The sequence below is a fragment of the Lentzea sp. NPDC058436 genome (genome assembly GCF_042721515.1).
Classification (GTDB): domain Bacteria; phylum Actinomycetota; class Actinomycetes; order Mycobacteriales; family Pseudonocardiaceae; genus Lentzea.
Genome location: NZ_JBHXLF010000003.1, coordinates 824,117 through 848,233, shown reverse-complemented (window position 1 = coordinate 848,233; position 24,117 = coordinate 824,117). Strand labels below are relative to the sequence as shown.

The window sequence follows — 24,117 nt, the reverse complement described above, 5'->3', positions numbered from 1 at the left end:
CCGGAGCATGGGGACTTTCACGAACTCGGACGGCCTCGGCCTCGCCTACCACGGCGAGGCCGCGGACCCGGTGATCTGCCTGCCCGGCGGGCCGATGCAGGCGTCGTCGTACCTGGGCGGCCTGCCGTTGCGCGACGTGATCCGGCTCGACCTGCGCGGCACGGGCGAGTCGGAGAAGGCCGGCTACTACCGCGTGGACCGCCAGATCCACGACGTGGAGGCGCTGCGGCGGCACCTGGGCCTGCAGCGGATGCGGTTGCTCGGCCACTCCGCCGGCGGCACGCTCGCGATCCTCTACGCCGTCCGGTTTCCGGAGCGCGTCAAGGAACTCGTGCTCGTCGCGCCGAGCCCGCGCGTGGTCGGCATCGACGTCACCGACGACGACCGCCGGGAGGTCGCGCTGCGGCGCGGCGGTGAACCCTGGTACGCCGAGGCGATCAAGGGGTTCGAGGAGATCTGGGCGGGCAGGATGACGCCGGAGGCGTTCGCGAAGATCAGCCCGTTCTTCCACGGCCGGTGGGACGACGCGGCGCGTGCGCTCGACGACCACCCGCGCAACCAGCACGCCGCCATGGAGTTCTACGCCGACGGCGCGTTCGACCCGGCGCGGGTGCGCGAGAGGCTCCAGAAGCTCGACGTGCCAACGCTTCTCGTCGCCGGTGAGCACGACGTGTCGTTGCCGCCGAGCCGTGCGCGGGAGTACGCGGCGTTGTTCCCCCGCGCGACGCTGGTCGTGCAGCCCGGCGCCGGTCACTTCCCCTGGGTGGACGACCCCGGGGCGTTCGCGGCGACGGTCCAGCGCATGCCGTAGAGGCCGGGACCGAAGTCGAGCGCGGCGGCGTGCGCGTAGCCCCCTTCGTCCACCGGGGCCGGGCGGGCGCCGCCGGACGTCTCCGTTCCCGCCGGGCCCGACGCGAATTGCTCGCAGGACGCGGGGGAGTCCTGGAATTTGATCTCCAGCACGTAGTCGTGGACGCGCTCTCCGAACCGCCGGAAATGCGTGTGCTCCGCAGTCGGATGTGGATAGATCAATTCGTACTCGATCGCGATCGACTCTCCCGCGGAGAGCGGCTCGTCGAACAACATCTCCGCGACGAGCACGCCGTTCGTGCGTTCCCTGGCGATCCGGCCGACCCGGCAGGAACGCACGGCCGTGACCGCGGGCTGCGCGGAACCCGTTTCCTGGCAGAGGATCCAGCGGTCCACGTCGGCGGTGCTCGCCTGCATGACCTGACGGGACCGGACGCCGCGCACACCGCCGCAGGGCGCGACGTCGACCCTGTCGTGCTGGGCCGTCACCACGAGTCCCGAACCGTCCCAGGCCGACCGCGCCGGCTGCTCCCGCCTGCGTGAACGGCCTCTGGGTCTGGGTGGCCCCAGCAGGCGGCTCAGTGCGGTCTCCGGCAGCCCGAGCACGTTCTCCAGGTGCGCGAGGGCCATCAGCGACTCCGGCCGCTCGGGTCTGCGCCGGCCCGACTGCCAGTAGCTCAGCGCCGTCACGCTGATCGGCGCGCCCCGCACCTTCAGGCGGTGCTGCAGCCGTTCCAGGCTCAGTCCCCGCACCTGGATCGCGACCCGCAGCGCGTCCGCGAACGGACCCGTCACCAGAAGGTCGGCGAGCTCCTCGCGAGGTGGGTAAATCGTGAGCATCGCTCCTCCGTTTCACGGAGTCAAGATCGGAAGGCTATCGGCAGCAAAGGGAACGCGGTACAGCCGATCGGCGGTTTTGTCCGGCTTGCGAACTCGGCAGGTTCAGATCTCGGGACTATTACGCCGCCAATAGTCCGAGTGGGTTCCTGCAGCATCCCTGCTACGAACAGGACTGCACAATGCGCAAGACTGCAACTCTGCTGGGCTCCGCGGTCATGATCGCCGCCTTCGCGGCACCCGCCACCGCCGCGGCAGGCGAGATCCGCGTCTCGCCCGGCCAGAACATCCCCGGCAGCTTCATCGTGAAGCTGAAGGACAACGCCGTCTCCGCGAGCGCGCAGACCCTCGGTTCCCGGTTCGGCGGCCAGGTCGGCCACGTCTACGACGCCGTGTTCCAGGGCTTCTCGGTGAAGATGAGCGACGCGCAGGCGCGCAGACTCGCCGCTGACCCCTCGGTCGAGTACGTGGAGCGCGACCAGGTCGTCAGCATCCAGGCCACCCAGGTCAACCCGCCGTCGTGGGGCCTCGACCGGATCGACCAGCGCAACCTGCCGCTCGACCAGCGCTACACCTACAACTCCACCGGGTCCGGCGTGAACGCCTACGTCATCGACACCGGTGTCCGCATCTCGCACCGCGACTTCGGCGGCCGTGCCCGCAACGGCTACGACTTCGTGGACAACGACGCCGTCGCGCAGGACGGCAACGGGCACGGCACGCACGTCGCCGGCACCGTCGCGGGCACGCTGCACGGTGTCGCGAAGCAGGCCACCATCATCGGTGTGCGCGTGCTGAACAACTCCGGCTCCGGCACCATCGCCGGTGTCGTCGCGGGCGTGAACTGGGTGGCGAACAACCACGTCAAGCCCGCCGTCGCCAACATGTCGCTGGGCGGTGGCGCCAACACCTCGCTCGACAACGCGGTGTCCGGCGCGATCACGCGCGGTGTGACGTTCGCCGTCGCGGCGGGCAACTCCAACGCCAACGCGTCGGGCTTCTCGCCGGCACGGGTGGCGGCGGCGCTGACCGTCGGCTCGACCGAGCGCACCGACGCGCGGTCGTCGTTCTCCAACTACGGCGCGGGTGTCGACGTGTTCGCGCCCGGTGGCGGCATCACGTCCGCGTGGCACACCAGTGACACGGCCACGAACACCATCTCCGGCACCTCGATGGCGTCGCCGCACGTCGCCGGCGTGGTCGCCCGCTACCTGCAGGGCAACCGGAACGTGACGCCCGCCCAGGTGGCGACCGCGATCACCTCCAACGCCACCAACGGCAAGGTGACCAACCCCGGCCCGAGCACGACCACCAGGCTCCTGTACTGGGCGCCGACCAGCTGAATCCCGCTCTGAGATGTGCGGCCCCGGCTCTGCTCGCGAGCCGGGGCCGTTTTCCCTGCAACGGAGAGGAAATCTGCCGTGAAAGCCCTGCTGGCAGTCGCCGCCCTCGGTGCGGCGGTCGTGGTCGCTCCCGCGTCCGCGGCCACGTCGTCCTACATCGTCGTGTTGCGCGACGGAGCCGTGTCGTCGTTCAGCGGCACGGTCGAGCACACGTATTCGAGTGTCTTCAACGGTTTCAGCGCTCGTCTGACGTCGTCGCAGGTCCGCTCGCTGAAGGCCGACCCCAACGTGTCCTCTGTGGAGCGTGACGGGATCGTGCACGCCAACAGCGTCCAGCTCAACCCGCCGTGGGGACTGGACCGCATCGACCAGCGCGCGTTGCCGCTGGACCAGCGCTACGAGTACACGACCACCGGCCGTGGCGTGAACATCTACGTGATCGACACCGGTCTTCGCGTGACGCACGCGGACTTCGGCGGCCGCGCGCGCAACGGCTGGGACACCGTCGACAACGACGCGATCGCCCAGGACGACAACGGGCACGGCACGCACGTGGCCGGCATCGCGGCGGGCACGAAGTACGGCGTCGCCAAGCAGGCCACCGTGTGGGGCGTGCGGGTGCTCAACGGTTCGGGTTCCGGCACGATCTCCGGTGTCATCGCGGGCGTCGACTGGGTGACGCGCAACGCCGTGAAACCGGCCGTGGCCAACATGTCCCTGGGCGGTGGCGCTTCCGCCGCTCTCGACACCGCGGTGAAGAAGTCGATCGATTCGGGCGTTTCGTACACCGTTGCCGCGGGCGGCAGCAACACCGATCCCGGAAACTCGTCGCCGCAACGGGTTTCCCAGGCCATCTGCGTGGGTGCGTTGACGCAGAACGACACCAAGTCGTCCTCGTCGAACTACGGACCGTTGGTGGACATCTGGGCCGCGGGAGTGAGCATTCCCTCTGCCTGGAACACTTCCGACACCGCGACCAACACCCTGAGTGGTTCGTCGATGGCCGCACCGCACGCAGCCGGTGTGGCAGCACGATTCCTGGAACGCAATCGCGCGGCGACGCCCGCACAAGTCGAGAGCGCACTGGTTACCACGGGCACTCCCGGCACGCCACCCGTCACTCGTATCCTCTACTGGCCGCCTTCTCTGTGAAAGGTGAATTGTCCGGCAATGCAAGGGCGTCTTATTCCTTGGACGCCCTTGGCAGGAACCGGTTCTCTCCATAACGTCGAAAGCGCTTCGTTCCCCTGCAAAGAACGGAATGCACATCATGACGCGAAAGATCCGGTTCCTGGCCGGTGCCGGCGCGGCGACTCTCGCCATGTCGGTTCTGATGGTTCCCAACGCCTCCGCCGCCGAGGGCGAGGTGTTGTCGCTCAACGCACCCGAGAAGGTCGCGGGCAGCTTCATCGTGAAGCTGAAGGACGTCAAGGCGAACGGGCACGCCCTCGCTTCCCGTTTCGGCGGCACGGTCGAGCGCGAGTACAAGACCTTCGGCGGCTTCAACGTGAAGCTCACGGAGAAGCAGGCCAAGCGCCTGGCCGCCGACCCGTCGGTGGAGTTCGTGGAGGCCGACCAGGTCGTCCACACGCAGGCCACGCAGACGAACCCGCCGTCCTGGGGTCTCGACCGCATCGACCAGCGCAACCTGCCGCTCAACAGCTCCTACAGCTACACCTCGACGGGCGCCGGCGTGACGGCGTACGTCATCGACACCGGTGTCCGCATCAGCCACTCCACGTTCGGCGGCCGCGCCACGAACGGCCGTGACTTCGTGGACAACGACAACGTCGCGCAGGACGGCAACGGCCACGGCACGCACGTCGCCGGCACCATCGCGGGCTCGCAGTACGGCGTCGCGAAGGCCGCGAAGATCGTCGCCGTCCGCGTGCTCGACAACAACGGCTCCGGCACCCTCGCCGGTGTCGCCGCGGGCATCGACTGGGTGGGCGCCAACGCCGCCAAGCCGGCCGTCGCCAACCTCTCGCTCGGTGGTGGCGCCAACGCCACCCTCGACACCGCCGTCCGCAACGCCGTCGCCAAGGGCGTGACCTTCGCGGTCGCCGCCGGCAACTCGAACGCCAACGCGTCCGGCTTCTCGCCGGCCCGCGTGACCGAGGCGATCACCGTCGGCTCCACGGACCGCAACGACGCCCGTTCGTCGTTCTCGAACTACGGCGCCGTGCTCGACATCTTCGCCCCGGGCCGCGACATCACGTCGTCCTGGAACACCTCCGACACCGCCACCAGCACCATCTCCGGCACGTCGATGGCCACCCCGCACGTCGCGGGTGCCGCCGCTCGCTACCTCTCGACGAACACCGGCGCGACGCCGGCCCAGGTCGCCTCGTACCTGGTCTCGCAGTCGACGCCGTCGAAGGTGACGAACCCGGGCTCCGGCTCGCCGAACCGCCTGCTGTACCTCGCGCCCACCGCGTGAGCTAGCTCGCCGTGAGAAGGCCGCGACCTCCCCGGTCGCGGCCTTTTCCTATTGTTGGGTCCATGGTGGACGGCCTGAAGAAGATCGACTGGTACCGGTTGCGGAGTCACGACGGGTTCGCCGACGACCTTCCCAGGCTGTTGAGGCAGGCCCGGACGTCCGTCGAGTCGCACGAGGAGCTGGTGCGCCACCTGACCGGGGGCGAGTCCGAGGTCAGCGAGGCGACGGCGGCGGCGTGGCCGTTCCTGCTGGAACTGGTCGCCCACGACAACACCCCGAGCCGGGAGTGGCTCCTGGAGAACGTGTGCGGCGCGATCGCCGTGGCCGGGGGCAGCGGTTCCGACGGCGTCGACCCGAGCTGGCCACCGGCCTGGGAGGCCTCGAAACCGGCGTTGCTCGCCCTGCTCGACCACAGTTCGGCGGCGGTGCGGCGGGGCGTGCTGTTCATGCTGGGCAAGGGGCTCGGCGACAGCGCCCTCGTGCTGCCCGCCCTGTCCCTGCGGTGGGAGGAGGAGATCGATCCGGCCACGCGGTTGTGCGTCGTGATCGTCGCCACGGAGTTCGCCGGACGGGGTGACGAGGCGGCTGCCTCGTGGTTGCGGGAGCTGACGGTCTCCGAGGACGAACCGCTCGCGCGGATGCTCGTGTCGGCGGCGACGCGGCCCGACGCCGACGTGATCCTGCGCGCGCTGACGGGGGACCTGGAGCTGTTCCTCGCCACCGGGTCGTTCGAGATGGGCTACGACGAGGTGCTGGAGCACGTGCTCTGGCTGGTGGGGCCCAAGGACTTCGACGGCATGGACCTCGTGCTGGCGCTGGTGGACGTGCTGCCGTGGCGGACCGAGGCGCTCGACTACCTGCGGCGGCTCTTCGAGCGCGACACGACGGACGTGGGGCTGGTCGTGCCGTTCGTGCCGGTGTGGATCGCCGATCCCGACGTGCGACTGCGGGCGTTCGCGGTGTGGCTGACCGGCGTCGCGCGGGCGAGTGAGTACCGGGACCTCGTCGCCGAGCGGGTGCACGACCACTCCGTGACGTCGTTGGGGCAGAAGGTCTCGACGCTGGCCACGTCGGTGCTGGCGGAGCTGGGATGACGCTGGAGGGCCTGGACGACGTCGCGTGGCACTCGGTGGACCACGCCTACGGCCCCGCGCTGGACACGCCCGGTCACGTGCGGGCGTTGCTGTCCGGCGATCCCGAGGTGGTCGCGCGGGCCATCACCGACCTGGACCGGACGGTGCACGAGGAGGGCGGGTTCGTGTGCGGGGCCGCCACGGCGGTGCTGCCGTTCCTCGTCGAGGTGCTGCCGTCACTGGCGCCGCAACCGCGGGCGCGGCTGCTCGACCTGCTCCACCGGATCGCGCAGTGGGGCGACGCCGAGCAGGTCGACCCCGGCTGGCACGCGGCGTGGGCGAAGGCGGAGCCGCTGCTCGAAAGATCATCTCCGCGGCCGGAAAGCCCTGCCTGAAAATCTGTCGGTGGCTCCGGCTAGCCTTGACGACAAGGTTTACTTCGTCTACAAGGAGCCACCACCGTGTTGCGCACGCACGAGGCCGGGTCACTCCGGGCCGAGCACGCCGGGCAGTCCGTCACCCTCACCGGGTGGGTCGCCCGCCGGCGGGATCACGGCGGTGTCATCTTCATCGACCTGCGGGACGCCTCCGGTGTCGCCCAGGTCGTCTTCCGCGAGGGCGAGATGGCGGAGCGCGCGCACCGCCTGCGCAGCGAGTACGTCGTCAAGGTCACCGGTGAGGTGAGCAAGCGCCCCGAGGGCAGCGAGAACCCCGAGCTGCCGACCGGCGCCATCGAGGTCTACGTGAGCGACCTCGAGGTCCTCAACGAGGCCGCGCCGCTGCCGTTCCAGGTCGAGAGCGAGGTCGAGCCGGGCGAGGAGGCGCGCCTCAAGCACCGCTACCTCGACCTGCGCCGCTCCGCGCCCGCCAAGGCCATCCGGCTGCGCTCCGAGGTCAGCCGCATCGCCCGAGAGGTGCTGCACGGCGACAAGTTCGTCGAGATCGAGACGCCGACCCTGACCCGCTCGACGCCCGAGGGCGCGCGCGACTTCCTGGTGCCGGCGCGGCTGCGTCCCGGCTCCTGGTACGCGCTGCCGCAGTCGCCGCAGCTGTTCAAGCAGCTGCTCATGGTCGGTGGCCTGGAGCGCTACTACCAGATCGCGCGCTGCTACCGCGACGAGGACTTCCGCGCCGACCGCCAGCCGGAGTTCACCCAGCTCGACATCGAGATGAGCTTCGTCGAGCAGGACGACGTCATCGCGCTCACCGAGAAGCTGCTGGCCGCGATCTGGAAGGAGACCAAGGGCGTCGAGCTGCCGCTGCCGTTCCGCCGGATCTCCTACGCCGACGCGATGGCCAAGTACGGCTCGGACAAGCCGGACCTGCGCTTCGACATCGAGCTCACCGAGCTCACCGAGTACTTCAAGGACACGACGTTCCGCGTGTTCCAGGCGCCGTACGTCGGTGCCGTCGTCATGCCGGGTGGCGCCTCGCAGCCGCGCCGCACGCTCGACGCGTGGCAGGAGTTCGCCAAGCAGCGCGGCCACAAGGGTCTCGCGTACGTGCTCGTCGGCGAGGACGGCACGCTCGGCGGCCCGGTCGCGAAGAACCTCACCGACGCCGAGCGCGACGGTCTCGCGAAGGCCGTCGGCGCCAACCCCGGCGACTGCATCTTCTTCGGCGCCGGCGACCCGAGGGACGCGCGCGCCCTGCTCGGTGCCGCCCGCGTCGAGATCGCGCACCGCGTCGGCCTGGTCGACGAGAACGCCTGGGCGTTCGCCTGGGTCGTCGACTTCCCGATGTTCGAGTCGGTCGACAAGCTGGAGGCCGGTGACGTCGCGGTCGGCGGCAGCAACTGGACGGCGCTGCACCACGCGTTCACCTCGCCGACCCCGGACTGGATCGACAACTTCGAGTCCGACCCGGGCAACGCGCTGGCCTACGCCTACGACGTGATCCTCAACGGCAACGAGCTCGGCGGTGGCTCGATCCGTATCCACCGCGCCGACGTGCAGCAGCGCGCGTTCAACGTCATGGGCATCGGTGCCGAGGAGGCGCAGGAGAAGTTCGGCTTCCTGCTCGACGCGTTCAAGTACGGCGCCCCGCCCCACGGCGGCATCGCGCTGGGCTGGGACCGCCTCTGCATGCTGCTCGCGGGTGCCGACTCGATCCGCGAGGTCATCGCGTTCCCGAAGTCGGGCGGCGGCTACGACCCGCTGACGGCGGCTCCGGCGCCCATCACGGCGCTGCAGCGCAAGGAGGCCGGTGTGGACGCCAAGCCTCAGGAGAAGGGCCAGGAGAAGGTTCAGGACAAGGCCGCAGAGAAGGCCTGACGATCTTTCTTCCGCGCGGAGGCAACCGTCCGGCTGCCTCCGCGCGTCCCAGAACATGAGACCGGTTCGCCCGATCGAGCAGCTACTTGATCGGTATTGACGTGTGCGTGCCGATCGATCGGCTTGATCAGCACGTAGTGCGCAACGGAAGGTGTTTCCACACGTCCACACCTCGCAGGGGTGTCCGGGAGCGGTGCGAGCCGTTACCAACGAGTGGTGGTGGTCGCAGCCCGGCCCGATTAGCGTCGGTTCGGCTCACGGACTTGGGGAGTAGGGTCGGAGGGGATGAGCGTGGAGATCACCGCGGGCCCTCCCGACACGACTTCACCTGAGATCGCGGACGCTGTCGGGGCGGCTGAGCAGGTACTGACGAAGAGACTGGGCGCACAGGTGCGCCTCGCCGACCCCGAGGCCCTCGGGGGTACCGGGCGTTCCGTCGTCATTCGCGTGAGAGTGGCTTCCTCGCCGTTCTCGATGCCGCGGACACTGGTCGTGAAGCGCTATCCCGCCGGTTCCGGTGACAGGGACCCGTGGGCGCACGAGGCCGTGAGCCACCAGTTGCTGACGGCACTTCCCGCCGAGGAACGCGCCACCCCGGAACTCTTCGCGCACGACGCGGCGTCGCGCCTGGTCGTGCTCGAAGACCTGGGACGCGCGCCGAGGCTGTCCGAGAAGCTGCACGCCAAGGACGCGCGCGCGGCCGAACGAGGGCTGCTCTCGTGGGCTCACGCCATGGGCCGCCTGCACGCCACGACGGCGGGCCGTGACGCCGACTTCGACGCGTTGATGCGCAGGGCGGGCGCGCAGTGCTGCCAGGACCCGATCGCGGTCGACGTGCACGCGGCCATCGAGGGCTTACCGGCGTTGATGGAGTCGGCGCTGGGCGTCGAGACGTCGCCGCAGGCCGTCGAGTTCGCCGCCGGTGCCGCGCGGGCGTTCAGCACCTCGCGGCGGCGCGCTTTCAGCCCGTCGACGTCGTGCCCGGACAACCACCTGGTCACCTCGCGCGGGGTCCGGTTCGTCGACTTCGAGGGCGGCTGCGTCCGCGACATCGTGTTCGACGCCGCCGCGCTGCGCGTGCCGTTCCCGTCCTGCTGGTGCGGGTGGGGCCTGCCGCCGGGGATGTCCGAGGCCATGATCGCCGCCTGGCGGGCCGAGGTCGGTTCGGTGTGGCCCGAGATGGACGACGACGCGGTGCTCTTACCGCGGCTGCTGGAGGCCCAGCTGCTGTGGGTGTGGCTCGCGACCTGGCGGGCGCTGCCCAAGCCGATGCCCACCGTCGCCGACGCCCCGCCGCGCAGCGTCGTGCTCGCCGGCCGGTGGGTCCGGCTGCGGTCCGACGCGCTGATCCTCGGCGAGAAGACGGTCGCGTCGCACGCCGACGCGGTGATCGGCGCACTGGCCGACCGCTACGGCCCTGAGGTGCTCGAACTCCCGCTTTACCCAGCATTTCGCTGAACCGTTCCCGCACGGACATTCCAGGATCACCGGGCCAGCTGATCCTGAAGCGCGTGCTGGTGTTACTCGGTGACTCGACAGCGGTCGGGATCGGCGATCTCGTGCCCGGCGGCTGGCGCGGTTTCGGTCCCATCCTCTCCTCCGCCTACGTGGACAACGGCTACCGCAACCACGCCGTCTCCGGCGCGCGGCTGGCCGACGTCAGACGCACCCAGCTGCCGCAGGCGTTGCGGGACAAGCCCACCGCCGCCGTCGTGATCGCTGGCGTGAACGACACGCTCCGGTCCGACTTCTCCGCGCGACGGATGCACGAGGACCTCGACCACGTCTGCCGCGAGCTCACCGCGGCCGGCGTCTCGGTCGTCACCGTGCGGTTCCACGACCAGGGCCGCGTGTTCAAGCTGCCCGGCAGGCTGCGGCGGGTGCTGAAGGACCGCATCGACGAGTACAACCGCGTCGTCGACGTGGTGGTGGCGCGGCACGGTGTGCGGTGCGTCGACCTGCACACGATGCCCGGCGCCTACGAGCTGGAGACGTGGGCGGTCGACCGGCTGCACCCGTCCGAGCGCGGCCACCGGATGCTGGCGCGGGCGTTCGCGGCCGAGCTGGGCGCGACCGGGCTCCAGTTCGGTGACGTCAGCCTGGAGTGCTCCGGCGGGCGCGAGCTGACGGTCTGGCACCACGCGGCGTGGTTGCTGCTCAAGGGGATTCCGTGGCTGTGGCGGCGGGGAGCCGACCTGCTGCCGCTGCTGTGGGCGGACCAGGAGCCGGCCGAGGTGTTCCCGGCCGGCCTCGGTCCTGAAGATCAGCTCCCGGCCTTCAGGTCGTAGAGCGTCTGGCCCCCGACCGTGGTGGCCGTGAAGTTCGCCGCGACCCACTCGCCGATGTCACTGCCGCCGCCTCCGGGGCCGCCGCCTCGGCCGCCCTCGACGTAGTAGCGCACCTTGCCCTCGGCGACGAGCGCCTTGAACTCGTCGAGCGTCGGTGCGGGATCGCTGCCGTTCCAGCCGCCGATGGCGATCACCGACCGGCCGGAGGCCAGCTGGAGTCCCGCCGCGCTCTGGGCGCCGGTCGTGGCCGCCGCCCACTCCGTGTCGGTGGCCTTGAGCAGCTGCACGACCTCCGTGGACGACGTGCCCTCCCGCATGCCGCCGCCCTGCTGGGAACGCGGGCCGGACAACGGGATCGAGCCGCTGTGGGTGGTGGCCGCGGTGGCGAGCGCGTAGCCGGAGGTGCCCAGCAACGCCGCCGCGACCAGCACGCCCACGAGCCAGTTCCTGTTCACGCCGAACAGCAGCGCCAGCACCGCGACGGCGGTGACGGCCAGCAGGACCCAGCGCAGCCACGGCGTCCAGTCCGGGGTGCGGTCGAGCAGGATGAAGCCCCACACACCGGTCACCGCGACCATCGCCGTCAACGCGATCCGCGCGGGGAAGTGCCCGCGGCCGCGCCACAGCTCGCGTCCGGCGATGCCGACGAGAGCGGCGATCGCGGGGGCGAGGGCCACCGTGTAGTACGGGTGCGTGATTCCGCTCATGAAGCTGAACACCGCGCCGCTCACGAGCGTCCAGCCGCCCCAGACGACGAGCGCCGCACGGGTGCGGTCGGTGCGCGGCGCACGGCGCAGGAACCACAGTCCGGCGCCCAGCCCGATCAGCGCGGCGGGCAGCAGCCAGGAGATCTCCGGGCCCATGCTGGCACCGAACAACCGGCCGATGCCCGTCTCGCCGCCGAAGCCGATGTTGCCGTTGCCGCCCATTCCGCCACCGCCGGGACCGCCGCCGGAGTTGCCGAAGATGCGGCCGAGCCCGTTGTAGCCGATGGCCAGTTCCCACAACGAGTTGTTCGTCGAGCCGCCGATGTACGGGCGGCTGTCCGCGGGCCACAGCTCGACCAGCGCGATGAACCAGCCCGCGGACACGACGATCGCGAGCCCGGCGCCGAGCAGGTGCAGCAGCCGCTTCAGAGGGGACGTGGGAGCCGCGATCAGGTAGGCCAGCGCGAGGGCGGGCAGCACCAGGAACGCCTGCAGCATCTTGGTGAGGAACGCGAAGCCGATCGCCGAGCCCGCGAGCGCCAGCCACAGCGGGCTCGCCTTCTCCAGCGCCCGCACCGTGCAGTAGGCGGCCGCGACCATCAGCAGCACGAGCAGCGCGTCCGGCAGGTTGAACCGGAACATCAGCGTGGCCACGGGCGTCAGGGCGAAGGCCGCGCCGGCGAACAGGGCCGCCGTCGGGCCGGAGGTGCGCTTGACCGTGGCGTACAGAAGTCCCACGGCCGCAACGCCTTCCAGCGCCTGCGGGGCGAGGACGGCCCAGCTGGAGAAGCCGAAGAGCTTCGCGAACAGGCCGCTCACCCACAGGAACACCGGCGGCTTGTCGACGGTGATCGTGTTGCCGGGGTCGAGCGAGCCGAACAGCAGCGCCTTCCAGCTCTGCGAGGCCGCCTGCGTCGCCGCCGCGTAGAACTCGTTGCCGTAGCCGGACGCGGTGAGGTTCCACAGGTAGAGCACGGCGGTGGCGGCGAGCAGGCCGAGGAAGGCGATGCGGTGCAGCGCTTTCGTGTTTCGCGGTGCCGGTGGCGCCGGTGCCGCGGCGGCCGAGGGCGCGAGGGTGGCGGTCATGACGCGTCCAGTTCGTAGAGGGTGGCACCGGCGACGGTGGTCGCGGTGAAGTTCGCGGCGACCCAGTCGCCGATCTCGTGGGCGGCGTCGCTGCCGGTGTCGCCCTGCATCATCCGGCCGGCGGCGACGTAGTAGTGGATCTGTCCACTTCGGACCAACTCCTGGAACTCGGCGAGGGTCGGAGCGGGGTCGGTGCCGTTGAAGCCGCCGAGCGCCATGACCGGCTGCCCGCTCGCGAGCTGCAGGCCGGCGGCGTTGTTGGAACCGATGGTGGCGGCGGCCCACCGGTAGTCGCCGGCGTTGTCCTGCAACAGGGTCACGACCTCGGCGTCCGGCGTGGTGGCGTCGAGCAGGCCGCCGCCCATGCCGCCCATCCGCCCACTGGACGGGCCCGCGACGGGCAGCGCGCCGGTGTGCGGGGTGGTGACGGTGGCGAAGGAGTACGTGGTGGGGCCGAGCAGCGCGGCGATCAGCGCGACCGGGATGGCCCAGCGCAGCGACAGCACCAGGCCGACCGCCGCGATCAGTCCCGTCATCAGCACGAGGACCGCGACCGGCGTGGAGAACCCGTTGACCAGCACGTAGCACTGCAACGCCGACAGCGCGACGGAGCCCGAGAGCACCGCTGCCGCAACGGGTTCCGCGCGGCGCTCCCAGAGTTCGGTGGCGGCGATGCCGACGACGGCGGCGATCGCGGGAGCCAGTGCCACGGTGTAGTAGGAGTGGATGATGCCGTTCATGAAGCTGAACACCCCGGCGGTGACGACGAGCCAGCCGCCCCACAGCGCCAGCGCGGTGCGGGCGCGGCCCTTAGTCAGCCACAGCCCCGCGACCAGCAGCACCACCGCGGCCGGCAGCAGCCACGCGATCTGACTGCCCATCTCCGCGCCGAGCAGGCGGCTCCAGCCCGCCGAGCCCCAGCCGCGGCCGCCGCCGACGCTGCCGACCTCGTCCCCGGTCAGGCGGCCCAGGCCGTTGTAGCCCAGCGTCAGTTCGAGCACGCTGTTCGTCTGCGAGCCGCCGATGTAGGGCCGGTCGGGGGTGAGTTCCACGGCGACGATCCACCAGCCGCCCGCGACGACCATGGCGCCCAGCGCGCCGGTGAGGTGCAGGAGCTTGCGCGGGATCGACGTGGGTGCGGCGATCAGGTAGGCCAGCGCGAACGCGGGCAGCACCAGGAACGCCTGCAGCATCTTGGTGAGGAAGCCGAACCCGACCGCGACCCCGGCGAGCGCGAGCCAGAACGGGCTGGCGTTCTCGACCGCTCGCGTGACGCAGTACGCGCCCGCGACCATCAGCAGGACCAGCAGCGCGTCGGGATTGTTGAAGCGGAACATCAGCACCGCGACCGGTGTCAGCGCGAGCACGGCGCCCGAGATCAGCGCGGCGGCGGGGGAGAACCAGCGGCGCACCGTCGCGTACAGCAGCCAGACACTGCCCACGCCCATCAGCGCCTGCGGCACCAGGATGCTCCACGCGTTGACGCCGAACAGCCGCGCGGACAGGCCCATCACCCACAGCGAGGCCGGTGTCTTGTCGACGGTGATCGCGTTCGAGGCGTCCGACGAACCGAAGAACCACGCCTTCCAGCTCGTCGCACCGGCCTGCGCGGCGGCGGAGTAGTAGGCGTTGGCCCAGCCCGAGTCCCCCAGCCGCCACAGGTACAGCGCGCCGGTCGCGATCAGCAGGACCGCCAGCGCCAGGCGTTCTCGTCTCATGCGGACGAGCCTCGCGGCCTAGCCTGGGTCGGTCGTGTGCCCCTGCTGTGAACCAGCTGTGTGCAGCGAGACGGTGAAGGTGGTGTGACCGGGGCGGCTCGCGACGGACACCTCGCCGTCGTGCGCGCCGACCACGGCGGCCACGATCGACAGGCCCAGCCCGGTGCTGCCGGCCGCCCGCGAGCGCGAGGAGTCGCCGCGCGCGAACCGTTCGAAGACCTCCAGCCCCTGCGGGATGCCGGGGCCGTCGTCGGTGACGGTGAGGTCGACGCGTCCGTTGTGGACGGACAGGCCGGTGGTCACGGTGGTGCCCGGCGGGGTGTGCGCGCGGGCGTTGGACAGCAGGTTGCCGAGGACCTGGTGGAGCCGTTGCACGTCACCGGGAACCGTGACCGGGTCCTCGGGCAGCGCGAGCCTCCAACTGTGGTCGGGGCCCGCGATCCTGGCGTCGCCGACCACGTCCAGCACCAGCCGGGACAGGTCGACGTCGTCGCTCTCCAGCGGGCGGCCGGCGTCGAGGCGGGCCAGCAGCAGCAGGTCCTCGACCAGCGACGTCATCCGCACCGCCTCGGACTCCACGCGGCCCATCGCGTGGGTGACCGCGGGCGGCAGGTCCTCGCCGGTGCGGCGGGTCAGCTCGGCGTAACCGCGGATGGCGGCCAGCGGAGTTCGGAGCTCGTGTGAGGCGTCGGCGACGAACTGCCGGACCCTGGTCTCGCTGTCGTGCCTGGCTTTCAGGGCCTCGCCGACGTGGCCGAGCAGCTTGTTCAGCGCCAGGCCGACCTTGCCGACCTCGGTGGCCGGATCGGTGTCCTCCTCGGGCACGCGTTCGGCCAGCGCGACCTCGCCCTCGTGCAGTGGTAGTTCGGAGACGCGGGTGGCGGTCTCGGCGACCCGGTCCAGCGGGACGAGCGCGCGCCGGACGATCACCCGGCCCGCCAGCGCGACCACCGCCGCTCCGGCGACGATGAGTCCCGCGAGGATCCAGACCATCTGCCACACGATGTCGGTGACGTTCGAGAGCGGCAGGCCCTTGATCCCCATCCGGTCGGTGGTCACGCGGAACTCGCCCGCCTCGCCGAGGTCGACCGTCCGCACGCCCGACGGGGTGGCCGCCAGCACCGCGATCTCGTCGTCGGTGAGCAGGCGCGGCTTCTGCCAGCCGGGCAGCTCGATCGTGCCGTTGATGGTGCCGTCGGGGAAGATCCGCGCGTTCACACCGGGGGGACCGTACTGCTGGCCGGGCGGTCCGGGGCGCAGGGTCGTGACCTCGCGGTCGAGGTTGTTCATCAGGAACGCGTGCAGCGCGAGCACCGAGACGCCGCCGATCACCAGGCACAGCGCGGTGAGCAGGACGATCTGGCCCGAGACGAGCTGCGCCCGCAGGGTCCTAGGTCGCAGGCTTGAGGACATATCCGGCGCCTCGCATCGTGTGGATCATCGGTGTGCGCCCGGCGTCGATCTTCTTGCGCAGGTACGAGATGTAGAGCTCGACGATGTTGGCCTGGCCGCCGAAGTCGTAGCTCCACACGCGGTCCAGGATCTGGGCCTTGCTCAGCACGCGCTTCGGGTTGCGCATCAGGTAGCGCAGCAGCTCGAACTCCGTGGCCGTCAGGTCGATCGACGCGCCGCCGCGTTCGACCTCGCGCGTCTCCTCGTTCAGCGACAGGTCGCCGACGATCAGCCTGGTGCCCGCGTCCGCGTCGGTCACGCCGGTGCGCCGCAGCAGTGCGCGCAGCCGCAACACGACCTCCTCCAACGAGAACGGCTTCGTCACGTAGTCGTCGCCGCCCGCGGTGAGCCCGGCGATGCGGTCCTCCACCGCGTCCTTCGCCGTCAGGAACAGCACGGGCAGGATCGGCGCCTCCGCCCGCATCCTGCGCAGCACCTCGAACCCGTCGAAGTCCGGCAGCATCACGTCGAGCACCACCACGTCCGGCCGGAACTCGCGCGCGGTCCGCACCGCCGTCGCGCCGTCGAGCGCCGTGCGCACGTCCCACTTCTCCATGCGCAGCGCCATCGACATCAGTTCGGCCAGAGTGGACTCGTCGTCGACGACGAGCACCCGCACCGGCTGCCCGTCCGGCCTGCGGAGTTCGGTCTTCATCGCGCGCATGGCTCCCATCGTGAACGCGGATCCTGTGTACCAGCTGTGAGCGAGGCGCACAGCTCAGGCCTACGGCGTACACAGGTTCGGCACAGGCGGCACCGACACGGTGGCTCTCATGACCGAACAACAGCCCCCGGAGTGGGGCGCACCCCAGCCGACCGAACCGGCGGCCCGTCCGGCGTGGACCGCGAAGAAGACCGTGGCGGCCGTGGCCATCGCCGTCGCGATCGCCGGTGCCGGAGGCGTCGCCATCTACGCCGCGAGCGGCACGAGCCAGCAGACCGGTGCCATGGGGCCGGGTGGCATGGGCGGCGGCATGCCCCCGGACGGCGCCGGCGGCATGCGCGGCGGCTTCGGCCTCGGCACCGGCGACACGACCCACGGCGAGTTCCAGACCGGTGAGGTCACCGCGATCAGCGATTCCTCCGTGGAGGTGAAGTCGACCGACGGCTACACCAAGACGTACGTGATCGACGCCGAGACCGTGGCCGAAGGTGTCGAGAAGGGGGACACCGTGACGGTGATCGCCACCACAGAAGACGGCAAGTCCGTCGCCTCCAGCGTCGTCGAACCTGGTCAGCGAGGCCAGCGGAACGGGCAGGCCCCTCCCACGAGGTGATTTGGGGTCAAGTGTGAGCGGTTATGGTCGGGTGATCGGCCCGACCACAACCGGAGGTGAGCGTGCGGACGTTCACCCTGACGGTGATGGGGTCCACAGACCTGCACGGCAACCTGTTCAACTGGGACTACTACCGCGACCGCGAGTTCGACGACTACGCGCACGACGACGTCGGGCTCGCGAAGATCTCGACGCTGGTGAACGACGTGCGTTCGGACGTGGGTCGCCATCGGACGTTGCTGCTCGACGCCGGTGACACCATCCAGGGCACCCCGCTCGCCTACTACTACGCGAAGGTCGAGCCGATCACGCGTGGCCCGCACGTGCACCCGATGGCCGCCGCGATGAACGCCATCGGCTACACCGCCGCGGCACTGGGCAACCACGAGTTCAACTACGGACTGCAGGTGCTGCGGACGTTCGAGCGGCAGCTGGAGTTCCCGCTGCTGGCGGCGAACGCGCTGGACGTGGAGACCGGGCTGCCCGCCTTCGAGCCGTACGTGGTGAAGACGGTGTGGCGCACGGGCGGGCCGCCGTTGCGGGTCGGGATCCTCGGGCTGACGAACCCCGGCATCGCCGTCTGGGACCGCGAGCACGTCGACGGCGTGCTGACGTTCCCGGGGCTGGTGGAGCAGGCGCTGCACTGGGTGCCGGAGATCCGCCGCCAGTCCGACCTGGTGATCGTGGTCGCGCACTCCGGTGCCGACCTGTCGTCGTCGCTGGGCGACCAGGTGCCGTTCCCGGAGAACTGCTCCGAACTGCTGGCGGAGACCGTGCCGGGCATCGACGCGATCCTCGTCGGGCACGCGCACGTGGAGATCCCGTCGCGGATCGTGACGAACAAGGTGACCGGGCGGCCGGTGCTGCTGACCGAGCCGCTGTACTGGGGCAAGCGGTTGTCGGTGATGGAGTTCGACCTGCGCCACGACGGGCAGTGGGAACTGGAGGCGTCGCGGGCGTCCGTGCTGTCGTCGGCCTCGGTGGACGAGGACCCGCGGATCGTGCGGCTGCTGCGGCACGACCACTCCAAGGTCGTCTCGTACGTCAACGCGAGGGTCGGGACGTGCGCCTCGGCGATGTCGGCGTTCCGCTCGCGGTTCGAGGACACGCCCGCGTTGCGGTTCATCAACCACGTGCAGGCGCTGGAGGTCGCGAAGTCCACGTCGCTGCCGGTGGTGTCGTTGTGCGCGCCCTTCAACCGGTCCGCGGCGATCCCGGCGGGCGAGGTGTCCATCCGCGACGTCGCCGGGCTCTACATCTTCGACAACACGCTGGTGGGCGTGCGGATGACCGCCGGGCAGCTGCGCGACTTCCTGGAGGAGTCGGCGCGCTACTTCCGGCAGGTCTCCGGTCCTGGCCCGTTCTCGGCCGCCGAGGTGTCCGCCGACGTGCCGGACTACAACTTCGACATCGCCTACGGGCTGTCGGCGCCGCTGACCTACTCGATCGACATCACGCGGCCGGTCGGGTCGCGGATCGTGGACCTGTCCCACGACGGACGGCCGGTGGACGACTCCTTCGAGTTCGCCGTGGCCGTGAACAACTACCGGCAGGCGGGCGGCGGCGACTTCCCGCACATCGCCGCGGCGCCCGTGCTGCACAACCAGCAGCAGGAGATCCGGCAACTGCTGATCGAGTGGGTCAAGGCCGCGGGCGTGCTGGACCCCGCCGAGTTCACCGGTTCGGACTGGCGCCTGGTGGCCGCCGGCGAGCCCGTGGTCGTGTCCACGAACGAGTGAAATAGGGCCGGGTGTCCTGGGCGTTCCCCTTCGGGCGGTGGCACCCGATCAGCCGGATGAGATAGTCCAAGCGCGTGCAGTTGACCCAACGCGTTGTCGTCGGTGCGCTCGTCGTGCCGGCGTTGCTCGCGTCCCTGGGTCTGGCGGCGCACCCCGCTCCGGACGTGGCGCCCGGCCACCTGGTGCTCGCGGTGCGGTCGTCGGAGATCGTGCTGGCGGGTACCGCGTCGTCCGCTGTGGAACGCCAGGCCGTCGTGGACGCCGTGCGCGCGCTGACCGCGTTCCGGGTCACGGACGTGATCACCCCGGACGCGGGCGAACGGCTGCCCGTGTCCGCCGCCGTGGTCGCGTCGCTGCTCGCGGCGGTGCTGGACCACGACGTCACCGACTTCACCGGTGTCCTGCGCGAAGGACGCCTGACCGCGTCGGCGCGCGTCGCGGACGCCGGGCGCGCGGGCTCCCTGAGCGACGCCCTGCGCTCGGCCGCACCCGGCCTGCGCGTCGACGAGGACTTCACGACCACGAGCTAGGAGCTGTCCGGTGTTCGGGTTCTTCTTCCAGATGTTCCTGCTGTGCGCGGGCGCGTTCCTCGCCGGCGTGCTGCTGACGTGGCTGACGATGCGTTCGCGCGAGATCTCCGTCGTCGAGGTCCAGCCGCTGTCGATCATGGAGGAACCGGCGGGGCCAGTGCCCGCGATCAAGGCGAACTCGCGCACGATGATGTTCCACACCCCCGAGTCGCCGTACTACAAGCGCATGAAGGGGGACGCGTTCTTCCACTCGCCGGAGGACGCGCGCAGGGCGGGCTACACGATGTGGACGCCGCGTCCGCGGGTGCCGGCGGTGAGCTCGTAGGCTGGGCGCGTGATCGGCGATGTGATCAAGCCCGGGCTCGACGTCCTCTTCTGCGGCATCAACCCCGGCCTCGTCTCGGAGGCGACCGGGCACCACTTCGCCCGGCCGGGAAACCGGTTCTGGCCCGCGCTTCATTTGTCCGGGTTCACGCCGTCGCAGTTCGCGCCCGGCGAGCAGGAGAAGCTCCTCGAACTGGGGCTGGGCATCACGAACGTCGTCGCGCGGCCGAGTGCCCGTGCCGACGAATTAACAATTGACGAAATGCGTGAAGGTGCGATCGTTCTCGCAGAAAAGGTCGAGAGGTATTCACCGAAGGTTCTCGCGATACTCGGTGTGACCGTGTACCGGGCGGCGTTCGGTCGCAAGAAGGCGCAGGTCGGGGCGCAGCAGGACACCGTGGGCGGCGCGCGGTTGTGGATCCTGCCGAATCCGAGCGGGTTGAACGCGCACTGGCAGTTGCCGGCGTTGGCTGAAGAGTTCGGGCGACTCAAAGCGAGCGTCTAGAACGAGAACAAAAGTTCACATTCATGCCCACTGAAAGTGGGCTGGACGGAGTGGGCTCTGGTCTGGTTGCATCCAGATCTGCGTCCGTTCGAGTGCATTCACCCAGAAGTGGAACCCCTGCAGGTCCGGCTGCGTCAAAATCTGACAATGCCGTGCAGAAATTGGTGAATCTTCAACACTGGTGGGGGCGCAGTGGAGGTCAGGATTCTCGGGCCGGTCGAGCCGACGGTGCCGCCGAAGCCCGCGCAGATCCTAGCCGTGCTGGCGGTCGAGTGCGGCAGGATCGTGCCGGTCGAGCGGCTCATCGACCTCATCTGGGGCGAGGAGCCGCCGCCGCAGGCGCGCAAGTCGCTGCAGGTGCACATCTCCAGCCTGCGCCGCGCCGGGTTGCCGGTCGAGCACCGGGCGGCCGGGTACGTGCTCAACGCCGACCCCGACGACGTCGACCTGCACGCGTTCCGCCGGCTCGTGGCCCGCGCCGGTGACGAGGCCGACCTGAAGGTCAGGGCCGACACCCTGAACCAGGCGCTGGAGCTGTGGCGCGGCACGCCCGTCGTGTTCGCGCAGACCCTCGACGTGCAACGGCTCGCGGCCGCCGAGGCGTGGGTCGACGCCGAGCTGGCGCTGGGGCGGCACGCCGAGCTCGTCGACCGGCTCGGGGCGTTCGTCGCCGAGTACCCGCTCGCCGAACGGCTGCGCGGGCAGCTCATGACCGCTCTCGCGCGGGCAGGGCGCCGCGCGGACGCCATGCGGGTGTTCCGCGAGACGCGCAGGGTGCTCGTCGACGAGCTCGGGGTCGAGCCCGGCGAGCAGCTGCAGCAGCTCTACCGCGACGTGCTGGAGGGCTCGCGGGACAGCCGGCGCAACTACCTGCCGCGCGACGCGGGCGACTTCACCGGGCGCGACGAGGAGCTGGGCAGGCTCCTCGACAGCGACGGCGGTGTCTGGTGGATCGAGGGACCCGCCGGGGTCGGCAAGTCCGCGCTCGCCGTGCACGCCGCGCACCGGCTCGCCGACCGGTACCCGGACGGGCAGCTGTTCGTCGACCTGCACTCGCCGTCCGGGGCGCTCGACGCGTTGCTGCGGGCGATGGACGTGCCGAGCGAACGGATCCCCGAGTCCGCCGAGGAACGCGCCGCGCTGTGGCGGGCAACGGTCAGCGGGCGGCGCGTGGTGATCGTGCTGGACGGCGTCACGAGCGTGTCGCAGGTGCGACCGCTGCTGCCGGGCAGTCCCGGCTGCCTGACGCTGATCACCAGCCGCAGCAGGCTGTGCGGGCTCGAAGGCGTGCGCCGCGTCCCGCTGGACGTGCTGAGCAGCGACGAGGCCGTGACGCTGCTCAAGCGCATCCTCGGCGACGACCGGGTGGCCGCGGAACCCGACCAGGCCCAGGAGGTCGCGCGGCTGTGCGGGTACCTGCCGCTCGCGGTGCGGATCACCGGCGCGCGACTGGCCGGGCGCGCGCACTGGCCCGTGTCGAAGCTGGTGCGCAGGCTGTCGGACGAGCGGTCGCGGCTCGACGAGCTCGTCGCGGACGACCTCGCGGTGCGGGCCGGTCTGGAGCTGACCTACCGGGCGCTCGACGAGAACGTCCGCCGCGCGTACCGGATCTTCGGGTTCCTCGGGCTGCCCGAGGTGCCGAGCTTCCTGTGGGCGCACCTGCTCGACGAGGACGTGCTCGACCAGCTCGTGGACGCCCGGCTGCTCGACGTGATCGGCAGCGCGCGGTACCGCATGCACGAGCTGGTGCGGCTGCACGCCCGTGAGCTCGCCGAGGCCGAGGACGCGCAGCGGGAACGCGAGGACGTGGTGCGCAGGGCCGTGGTCGCCGCGCTGTCCACTGTGGACGGACTGACCGAGCAGCTCTTTCTCGCCGTGCCGCGGATGCAGGACTCGCTGGGCGTCGTCGCCTCGGCGGCCCGGCCGACCGACAAGGACGCCTGGTTCGCGCGCGAGGAGTCGTTGCTGACCAGGCTCGTGGAACGCGCCGCGGAACTCGGGCTCGCGGAGATGGCGTCCCAGCTGGCCGAAGTGCTGGTGTTCGCGTGGTTCGGGCTCAGGAACCGTTACGAGGCCTGGGAACGAACACACACGGCGGCGCTGGAGGCCGTGTGGAGGACCGGGGACCTGCGGCTGGAAGCCGTGCTGCGGTGCAGCCTCGGGCAGATGCACTACAAGCGCGACAACCTGGTCGAGGCGCGGTCGTGGTTCGAGACGGCGCAGACGTTGTTCGTGAACCTCGGCGACGTGCGCGGCGAGGCCGTGGCGATGAACGGCATCGGCATGGTGTGCCGCGACCTCGGCCAGTACCCGTGCGCGCTGGAGGCGCTGGAGAGGGCGCGCGACCTGCTGGAGGGCGCGGACCTCGAAGGCGAGGCGCACGCGCTGTACGGACTCGGCTCCATCAAACGGGAGCTCGGCGATGACGAGGGGGCGTTCGCCACCCTCCGCCTCGCGGAGACGGTCTACCGCCAGGCGCGCAGTCGCCGGGGTGAGGCGCTGGCCGCGCGCGGGATAGGGCTCGTGCACCGCGCCCGCGGTGAGCTGGACCTCGCCGAGGACCACATTCGGCGCGCCCACGAGATGGTGGAGGGCACCGGCGACGAGCTGCTCGGCTGCTACACCGCCCAGGCGTGGGCGAAGGTGTTGCTGCGCAAGGGTTTGCTGGACCCCGCCGAGGAGCTGATCCAGCAGGCGCTGGACGGTTGCCGCGACGTCGGGGACCGGTTCGGGGAGGCCCTGGTGCGCCGCACGCTGGGGGAGTGGCGGCTCGCGGCGGGCGACCACGCCGGCGCGCGGATCGTGCTGACCGACCTGCTGCCGGTGTGGAACGACCTCAGCCTGCCGCTGTGGCGCGCCAGGACACTTCGGGACCTGGGAGCGGTCCACGCCCGTCTGGGGGACGTTGTGGGCGCGGACCGCTCCTGGGACGAGGCCGCCGTCCTGTTCGCACGACTGGGCACCAGAGAACAGGGAGAGGTGCGTCAGTGGCGGTCGCAGTGGGGCCTCGCCACCACGCGGATCAGCCGGTGATCTTGTTGTACTTCCACGGCGCGTAGCCGCCGCTCTTCAGCGACGAGACGGTCACGGTCTCGTGGTCCATGTCCGTCGCGGTGCTGCCCTCTTCGTAGATCCACGCGGACGTCTTCGCGGAGTTGGCCCACTTCTCGAACAGCTTCACGTGGCCGTTGCGCAGGATCATGTCGCCCGGCTTGAGGTTCGCCCAGGAGATCTTGGTGGCGACCTCGTGCAGGTTGCGCGTGTTGCGGCTGGTCGTGAGCTTCCACGTCATGGAGACGAAGCCCGAGCAGTCCGTGCGGTACTTCTTGCCCTTGTTGACGTCCCAGGCGTACGCGGACTGGCTGTACGGAACCTTGCGGTCCCACCAGTCCTTGGCGCGCTTGATGACCTCGGTGCGGCTGATCGAACCGCCGTACCCGGCCGCCGCCTCGACCTGCGAGAGGGCGACCTCCTGCTGGGCAGGACCCTCCGGCGCCGCCTGGGCGATGCCGCTCATACCGCCGAGCAGCCCCAGCGAGATGGCGGTCGCCGCGAGAGCGTGGCGAATGCGCATGCTTGTTGCTCCGATCGACTTGCGGTTGGTGATGACCGGAACTGTCCACTGAGGCGCCAAAGATCGGCCTAAGGCCGTTTTAGGCCTTCCTTTACCGCTCCTTCCTAGGTTTCGCGGCACCTTGGGCATAAGGAGAGAGCA

The 24,117-nt window shown here is 70.5% G+C and carries 21 protein-coding genes; 15 read left to right on the top strand and 6 right to left on the bottom strand.

Annotated elements, in window-relative coordinates:
• Nucleotides 1–7 precede the first annotated feature (7 nt).
• Nucleotides 8–811, top strand: a complete 804-nt coding sequence (locus ACFWN2_RS17670) for an alpha/beta fold hydrolase (protein ID WP_382428551.1) — start codon at nt 8–10, stop codon at nt 809–811.
• On the opposite strand, the gene ACFWN2_RS17665 is transcribed toward ACFWN2_RS17670, so the two are convergent.
• Nucleotides 751–1,650, bottom strand: coding sequence for a hypothetical protein (locus ACFWN2_RS17665; protein ID WP_382428550.1), 900 nt, complete (start codon nt 1,648–1,650; stop codon nt 751–753). The two genes, ACFWN2_RS17670 and ACFWN2_RS17665, sit on opposite strands and share 61 nt — an antisense overlap.
• A gap of 179 nt (nt 1,651–1,829) precedes the next feature.
• Here ACFWN2_RS17665 and ACFWN2_RS17660 point away from each other — a divergent pair, with 179 nt between their 5' ends.
• From ACFWN2_RS17660 to ACFWN2_RS17625, 8 genes are all read left to right on the top strand, one after another.
• Nucleotides 1,830–2,990: a S8 family peptidase gene (locus ACFWN2_RS17660; protein WP_382428549.1), complete on the top strand. Its 1,161-nt coding sequence runs from the start codon at nt 1,830–1,832 to the stop codon at nt 2,988–2,990.
• 78 nt (nt 2,991–3,068) lie between these two features.
• Nucleotides 3,069–4,142 carry a S8 family peptidase gene (locus tag ACFWN2_RS17655; protein ID WP_382428548.1) on the top strand — a complete coding sequence of 358 codons (1,074 nt, stop codon included), beginning with the start codon at nt 3,069–3,071 and terminating at the stop codon, nt 4,140–4,142.
• 118 nt (nt 4,143–4,260) lie between these two features.
• Nucleotides 4,261–5,430, top strand: a complete 1,170-nt coding sequence (locus ACFWN2_RS17650) for a S8 family peptidase (RefSeq protein ID WP_382428547.1) — start codon at nt 4,261–4,263, stop codon at nt 5,428–5,430.
• Nucleotides 5,431–5,492: 62 nt separating this feature from the next.
• Nucleotides 5,493–6,524, top strand: a complete 1,032-nt coding sequence (locus ACFWN2_RS17645; RefSeq protein ID WP_382428546.1) for a hypothetical protein — start codon at nt 5,493–5,495, stop codon at nt 6,522–6,524.
• Nucleotides 6,521–6,898 carry a hypothetical protein gene (locus ACFWN2_RS17640; protein ID WP_382428545.1) on the top strand — a complete coding sequence of 126 codons (378 nt, stop codon included), beginning with the start codon at nt 6,521–6,523 and terminating at the stop codon, nt 6,896–6,898. Before ACFWN2_RS17645 ends, ACFWN2_RS17640 begins: the two co-directional genes overlap by 4 nt.
• 66 nt (nt 6,899–6,964) lie before the next feature.
• Nucleotides 6,965–8,776: an aspartate--tRNA ligase gene (aspS, locus tag ACFWN2_RS17635; RefSeq protein WP_382428544.1), complete on the top strand. Its 1,812-nt coding sequence runs from the start codon at nt 6,965–6,967 to the stop codon at nt 8,774–8,776.
• A gap of 285 nt (nt 8,777–9,061) precedes the next feature.
• Entirely contained in the window at nt 9,062–10,234 is a 1,173-nt protein-coding gene (locus tag ACFWN2_RS17630) for a hypothetical protein (protein WP_382428543.1), read from the top strand.
• 53 nt (nt 10,235–10,287) lie between these two features.
• Nucleotides 10,288–11,064: an SGNH/GDSL hydrolase family protein gene (locus ACFWN2_RS17625; protein ID WP_382428542.1), complete on the top strand. Its 777-nt coding sequence runs from the start codon at nt 10,288–10,290 to the stop codon at nt 11,062–11,064.
• Here the strand turns inward: ACFWN2_RS17625 and ACFWN2_RS17620 are convergent.
• The 4 genes from ACFWN2_RS17620 to ACFWN2_RS17605 are packed head-to-tail and all read right to left on the bottom strand — an operon-like array spanning nt 11,040 to nt 16,691.
• Nucleotides 11,040–12,857, bottom strand: coding sequence for a glycosyltransferase family 39 protein (locus tag ACFWN2_RS17620; RefSeq protein ID WP_382428541.1), 1,818 nt, complete (start codon nt 12,855–12,857; stop codon nt 11,040–11,042). The two genes, ACFWN2_RS17625 and ACFWN2_RS17620, sit on opposite strands and share 25 nt — an antisense overlap.
• Complete coding sequence (locus tag ACFWN2_RS17615; RefSeq protein WP_382428540.1) at nt 12,854–14,575, bottom strand: ArnT family glycosyltransferase; 1,722 nt, start codon at nt 14,573–14,575, stop codon at nt 12,854–12,856. Before ACFWN2_RS17615 ends, ACFWN2_RS17620 begins: the two co-directional genes overlap by 4 nt.
• 18 nt (nt 14,576–14,593) lie before the next feature.
• Nucleotides 14,594–15,988, bottom strand: a complete 1,395-nt coding sequence (locus ACFWN2_RS17610) for a sensor histidine kinase (protein WP_382428539.1) — start codon at nt 15,986–15,988, stop codon at nt 14,594–14,596.
• Nucleotides 15,966–16,691, bottom strand: a complete 726-nt coding sequence (locus tag ACFWN2_RS17605) for a response regulator transcription factor (protein ID WP_382428538.1) — start codon at nt 16,689–16,691, stop codon at nt 15,966–15,968. Before ACFWN2_RS17605 ends, ACFWN2_RS17610 begins: the two co-directional genes overlap by 23 nt.
• A gap of 109 nt (nt 16,692–16,800) precedes the next feature.
• On the opposite strand from ACFWN2_RS17605, the gene ACFWN2_RS17600 reads away from it, so the two are divergent.
• From ACFWN2_RS17600 to ACFWN2_RS17575, 6 genes are all read left to right on the top strand, one after another.
• On the top strand, nt 16,801–17,304 hold the full coding sequence (locus ACFWN2_RS17600) for a hypothetical protein (RefSeq protein ID WP_382428537.1): 504 nt from the start codon (nt 16,801–16,803) through the stop codon (nt 17,302–17,304).
• 62 nt (nt 17,305–17,366) lie between these two features.
• Entirely contained in the window at nt 17,367–19,043 is a 1,677-nt protein-coding gene (locus tag ACFWN2_RS17595; RefSeq protein WP_382428536.1) for a bifunctional metallophosphatase/5'-nucleotidase, read from the top strand.
• 74 nt (nt 19,044–19,117) lie between these two features.
• Nucleotides 19,118–19,573: a hypothetical protein gene (locus ACFWN2_RS17590; protein WP_382428535.1), complete on the top strand. Its 456-nt coding sequence runs from the start codon at nt 19,118–19,120 to the stop codon at nt 19,571–19,573.
• Between the two features lie 10 nt (nt 19,574–19,583).
• A complete protein-coding gene (locus ACFWN2_RS17585; RefSeq protein ID WP_382428534.1) occupies nt 19,584–19,898 on the top strand; it encodes a hypothetical protein in 315 nt (104 codons plus the stop codon).
• A gap of 9 nt (nt 19,899–19,907) precedes the next feature.
• Entirely contained in the window at nt 19,908–20,402 is a 495-nt protein-coding gene (gene mug / locus ACFWN2_RS17580; RefSeq protein ID WP_382428533.1) for a G/U mismatch-specific DNA glycosylase, read from the top strand.
• A gap of 192 nt (nt 20,403–20,594) precedes the next feature.
• On the top strand, nt 20,595–23,435 hold the full coding sequence (locus ACFWN2_RS17575) for a BTAD domain-containing putative transcriptional regulator (protein ID WP_382428532.1): 2,841 nt from the start codon (nt 20,595–20,597) through the stop codon (nt 23,433–23,435).
• On the opposite strand, the gene ACFWN2_RS17570 is transcribed toward ACFWN2_RS17575, so the two are convergent.
• On the bottom strand, nt 23,425–23,976 hold the full coding sequence (locus ACFWN2_RS17570; protein WP_382428531.1) for an NlpC/P60 family protein: 552 nt from the start codon (nt 23,974–23,976) through the stop codon (nt 23,425–23,427). The two genes, ACFWN2_RS17575 and ACFWN2_RS17570, sit on opposite strands and share 11 nt — an antisense overlap.
• Nucleotides 23,977–24,117 lie beyond the last annotated feature (141 nt).

Excerpts from the sequence above, each read along its gene's own strand:
- ACFWN2_RS17670 (WP_382428551.1), top strand. The coding sequence starts at position 8 with ATGGGGACTTTCACGAACTCGGACGGCCTCGGCCTCGCCTACCACGGC.
- ACFWN2_RS17665 (WP_382428550.1), bottom strand. The coding sequence starts at position 1,650 with ATGCTCACGATTTACCCACCTCGCGAGGAGCTCGCCGACCTTCTGGTG.
- ACFWN2_RS17660 (WP_382428549.1), top strand. The coding sequence starts at position 1,830 with ATGCGCAAGACTGCAACTCTGCTGGGCTCCGCGGTCATGATCGCCGCC.
- ACFWN2_RS17650 (WP_382428547.1), top strand. The coding sequence starts at position 4,261 with ATGACGCGAAAGATCCGGTTCCTGGCCGGTGCCGGCGCGGCGACTCTC.
- ACFWN2_RS17645 (WP_382428546.1), top strand. The coding sequence starts at position 5,493 with ATGGTGGACGGCCTGAAGAAGATCGACTGGTACCGGTTGCGGAGTCAC.
- ACFWN2_RS17640 (WP_382428545.1), top strand. The coding sequence starts at position 6,521 with ATGACGCTGGAGGGCCTGGACGACGTCGCGTGGCACTCGGTGGACCAC.
- ACFWN2_RS17630 (WP_382428543.1), top strand. The coding sequence starts at position 9,062 with ATGAGCGTGGAGATCACCGCGGGCCCTCCCGACACGACTTCACCTGAG.
- ACFWN2_RS17620 (WP_382428541.1), bottom strand. The coding sequence starts at position 12,857 with ATGACCGCCACCCTCGCGCCCTCGGCCGCCGCGGCACCGGCGCCACCG.
- ACFWN2_RS17615 (WP_382428540.1), bottom strand. The coding sequence starts at position 14,575 with ATGAGACGAGAACGCCTGGCGCTGGCGGTCCTGCTGATCGCGACCGGC.
- ACFWN2_RS17610 (WP_382428539.1), bottom strand. The coding sequence starts at position 15,988 with ATGTCCTCAAGCCTGCGACCTAGGACCCTGCGGGCGCAGCTCGTCTCG.
- ACFWN2_RS17605 (WP_382428538.1), bottom strand. The coding sequence starts at position 16,691 with ATGCGCGCGATGAAGACCGAACTCCGCAGGCCGGACGGGCAGCCGGTG.
- ACFWN2_RS17600 (WP_382428537.1), top strand. The coding sequence starts at position 16,801 with ATGACCGAACAACAGCCCCCGGAGTGGGGCGCACCCCAGCCGACCGAA.
- ACFWN2_RS17570 (WP_382428531.1), bottom strand. The coding sequence starts at position 23,976 with ATGCGCATTCGCCACGCTCTCGCGGCGACCGCCATCTCGCTGGGGCTG.